This is a genomic window from Craurococcus roseus, assembly GCF_039523795.1.
Taxonomy (GTDB): domain Bacteria; phylum Pseudomonadota; class Alphaproteobacteria; order Acetobacterales; family Acetobacteraceae; genus Craurococcus; species Craurococcus roseus.
Genome location: NZ_BAAAFZ010000004.1, coordinates 1 through 3,672, shown reverse-complemented (window position 1 = coordinate 3,672; position 3,672 = coordinate 1). Strand labels below are relative to the sequence as shown.

At 73.0% G+C, this 3,672-nt stretch carries 2 protein-coding genes; both read right to left on the bottom strand.

Going from position 1 to position 3,672, the window contains the following annotated elements; genetic code table 11:
• Window positions 1-9: 9 nt before the first annotated feature.
• A complete protein-coding gene (locus ABD067_RS00950; RefSeq protein ID WP_343893254.1) occupies window positions 10-1,833 on the bottom strand; it encodes a glycoside hydrolase family 15 protein in 1,824 nt (607 codons plus the stop codon).
• A gap of 161 nt (window positions 1,834-1,994) precedes the next feature.
• A complete protein-coding gene (locus ABD067_RS00945; protein ID WP_343893253.1) occupies window positions 1,995-3,353 on the bottom strand; it encodes a class-II fumarase/aspartase family protein in 1,359 nt (452 codons plus the stop codon).
• Window positions 3,354-3,672 lie beyond the last annotated feature (319 nt).

Here is a 3,672-nt window from a genome sequence, read left to right as displayed (position 1 = left end):
GACCCCGGTTCAGCCCTGCCGCGGCGACTGCGGCGCGCTGCGGTCGGGGTTCTCCCCCCCTTCCAGGCAAAGGGCGGCGTTGACCAGCGCCTCGTGGCTGAAGGCCTGCGGGAAGTTGCCGACCTGGCGCCGCGCCCGCGTGTCGTACTCCTCGGCGAGCAGGCCGACGTCGTTGCGGAGCGTGAGCAGCCGCTCGAAGTACGCGCGCGCCTCGGCCGTGCGGCCTTCCATGTGCATGGCCTCGACCAGCCAGAAGGAGCAGGCGAGGAAGGTGCCTTCCTCTTGCCCGCCGAGGCCGTCGTCCGTGGCCGCGGTGTCGTAGCGCCGCACCAGGCCGTCCGCCACCAAGCCGCGCTCGATCGCCGCCACCGTGCCGCGCACCCGCGGGTCGTCCGGTGGGAGGAAGCCGACCAAGGGGACCAGCAGCAGGCTCGCGTCGAGCGAGCGCGAACCGTATGATTGGGTGAAGGCGCCGATCTCCGGATCGAAGCCCTTGGCGCACACGTCGGCGTGGACCTCGTCCCGCACGCGGCGCCAGCGCTCCACCGGCGCGTCGAGGGAGAGGGCTTCGGCGGCGCGGACCATGCGGTCGAACGCCACCCAGACCATGACCTTGGAATGGGTGAAGTGCCGGGGCGGGCCGCGACCCTCCCAAATGCCCTGGTCGGGCTGGCGCCACACCTCCTCCAGCCGCTCCATGATCGCCAGCGCGAGCGCCCAAGCGGTGTCGGAGGGTTCGAGGCCGCGCCGGTGCGCCTGGAACAGCGCGTCGATCGTCTCGCCCAGCACGTCGAGTTGCATCTGCCCGGCGGCGCCGTTGCCGATCCGCACGGGGAGGGAGCCGGCGTAGCCCGGCAGCCAAGGCAGCTCGGTCTCGGTCAGCAAGCGCTCGCCCGCCACGCCATACATGATCTGAACCTGGTCCGGGCTGCCGGCGACGGCGCGGATCAGCCAATCGCGCCAAGCAGCCGCTTCCTCGAGGAAGCCGGCGCCGGTGAGGGCGATGAGCAGGAAGGCGCTGTCGCGCAGCCAGCAGAAGCGGTAGTCCCAGTTGCGCGACCCGCCTAGCACCTCCGGCAAGGAGGTGGTGGGCGCCGCGACGATGCCGCCCGTCGGCCGGTAGGTCAGCGCCTTCAAGGTGAGGAGCGAGCGCTTGACGGCCTCCGACCACGGCCCGCGGTCGGAGCAGGACGCGATCCAATCCGCCCAGAACGCTTCCGTCTCGCCGAGCTGGAGCCGGGGGTCCGCCGGCTCCGGCGGCGGCAGGTGCGAAGCGGAATGCGTCAGGACGAAGGTCGCGTCCTCGCCTTCGCCGACCTCGAACTCGGCCACGGTGTGCATGTTCTCGCCCCGCGTCGGCACGCCGGTGCGGAGCGTCACCTGGTGCGGCCCCGCCACTGCCCGCAGGTCGCCGTTGGGCTGCCGCGTCACCCAGGGCACCGTCCGGCCGTAGTCGGGGCGGAGCACCAGCTCCATCCGCATCGGCACGCGCCCGCGCAGGCCCCGCACGATGCGGATCAGGTCGGAGTCGCCGCTGCGTGGCGGCATGAAGTCGATCAGGGCGACGGCGCCACCGTCGGGCGTCTCCATCACCGTTTCCAGGACCAGCGTGTCGCCGCGGTACTGCCGCCGCGTCCGCTCCGGCGCCATGTCGCGGGGGGCGATGCGCCAGCGCCCGTGCTCCGGCGCGCCGAGCAGGGCCGCGAAGCAGGCCGGGCTGTCGAAGCGCGGCCAGCACAGCCAATCCACAGAACCGTCGCGCGAGACGAGCGCCGCCGTCTCGCAATCGCCGATCAGCGCGTAATCCTCCAGCGGGGTCGTCCGGTCAGCCATCGTGCTTGCGTTCCATGCGGTCCTCCGAAACGGCTTCCCCGCTCCACAGGGGAGAATGGGGTACGGTCGCGTCCGTCAACGCCCGGACCACGCTTTTCGTGCCGGAACGCCGGCGCGCATCGTGTCGGGCGGTGTGGCGGCAAGCAGCGGAGCAGCGGCCGCTACCCCGCGCCGCGGCCCCCCAGGACACGGTCCACCATCTCCGGCGCCAAGCCGAGGTAGTTCGCCGGGTCGCACCGGCGCTCCACCGCCTCCCGCCCACCGAGCGCCTCCACGACCTCCGGCACCTCGCCCAAGGCTTCGGCCAAGCCGCGACCCGAAGCGATGGCCGCCCGGCAGGCGTCGTAGACCACGTCGTGCGCCCGCCCCCGGCCGAGCTTGGGCGCCGCCGCCATCATCACCGCCTCCGCCACGATCAGCCCGCCGGTGAGGCCGAGGTTCGCCCGCATCCGCTCCGGGTCCACCACCAGCCCGCCCAGCATGAACTTCGCGTGGTGCAGGCAGGCGGAGGAAAGGATGAAGCCTTCCGGCACCGCCATCCATTCCAGGTGCCATGGGCCGGTGGCGCGCTCGAAATCCGTCACCATGGCGTCCAGCATCATCCCCACGCGCTGCCGCACGGCCTTGGCGGTGGCGATGATCAGCTCGCAGGAGATCGGGTTGCGCTTCTGCGGCATGGTGGAGGAGCCGCCGCGCCCCTTCGCGAAGGGCTCCTGCGCCTCGCCGCCGAACTCGGTCGCCATCATCAGCATGACGTCGGTGGCGACCTTGGCGAGCGAACCGGTGACGAGGCCGAGGAAGCCCACCGCCTCGGCGAAGCCGTCGCGCGCCACGTGCCAAGTGATGGGCGGTTGCGCGAGGCCCAGCTCCGCGCAGAACGCCGCCTGCACCTCCAGCCCCTTGTCGCCCAGCGAGGCCAGCGTCCCCGCGGCGCCCGCGAACTGGCCCACCAGCACGCGCGGGCGGAGCTGCTCCAGCCGCTCGGCGTGGCGGTCCATCATGGAAAGCCACACCGCGGCCTTGTAGCCGAAGGTGATGGGCAACGCCTGCTGCAAGTGGGTGCGGCCCGCCATCGGCGTGTCGCGGTGCTTCGCCGCGAGGCCGGCGAGGATGCCGCGCAGCGTTCCGATGTCCGCCGCCACGAGGTCGAGCGCCGCGCGGAGCTGGAGCACGGTGGCCGTGTCCATGATGTCCTGCGTCGTGGCGCCCCAATGCACGTAACGCCCCGCCTCGCCGGCGGCGTCGGCGAGCTGGTGCACCAACGGCAGGATCGGGTAGCCGACGTTCTCCGTTTCGCGCTTCATGCGCTCCATGTCGAAGGAAAGGCCGCGGCCGACGGCGGCGGAGATCGCCTCCGCCGCTTCGCGGGGGATGACGCCGACCTTCGCCTCGGCGCGGGCCAGCGCCGCCTCCGCCTCCGCGTAGCGGCCGAGCAGCGCCTCGTCGGAGAACACGGCGCGCATGGCGGGCGTGCCGAACATGTCTCGGAACAGGCCGCTGTCGATCGGGGTGCTGGGCATGGGCTGGCTCCTGGCGCCTGGTTGGATGGGGCAGGGGTGTAGCGTGCCCCCGGCGAAGCGCCCGCCCCATCGCGCGTGCCGTGTGAGTGGCCGCACAGCGCGCCACCGCCGGACGGCCCTACCCAGGATGCCAATGAGCCCAAATCGGAGCCGTGGCGTCCGGAACGGCGCGGCTCCGGCCGGCGAAGGCACGGAGGCCCGGGGATCGCGCATGTCCTGTCTCGAATTCGCCGCAGCGGAGCCGGCCGGTGCCCGCGCGAGCCTCGCCCCGCACGCGCCCGGGCGGCGCCGCCGCGTCCGCGCGCCCGCACGCGGCGCC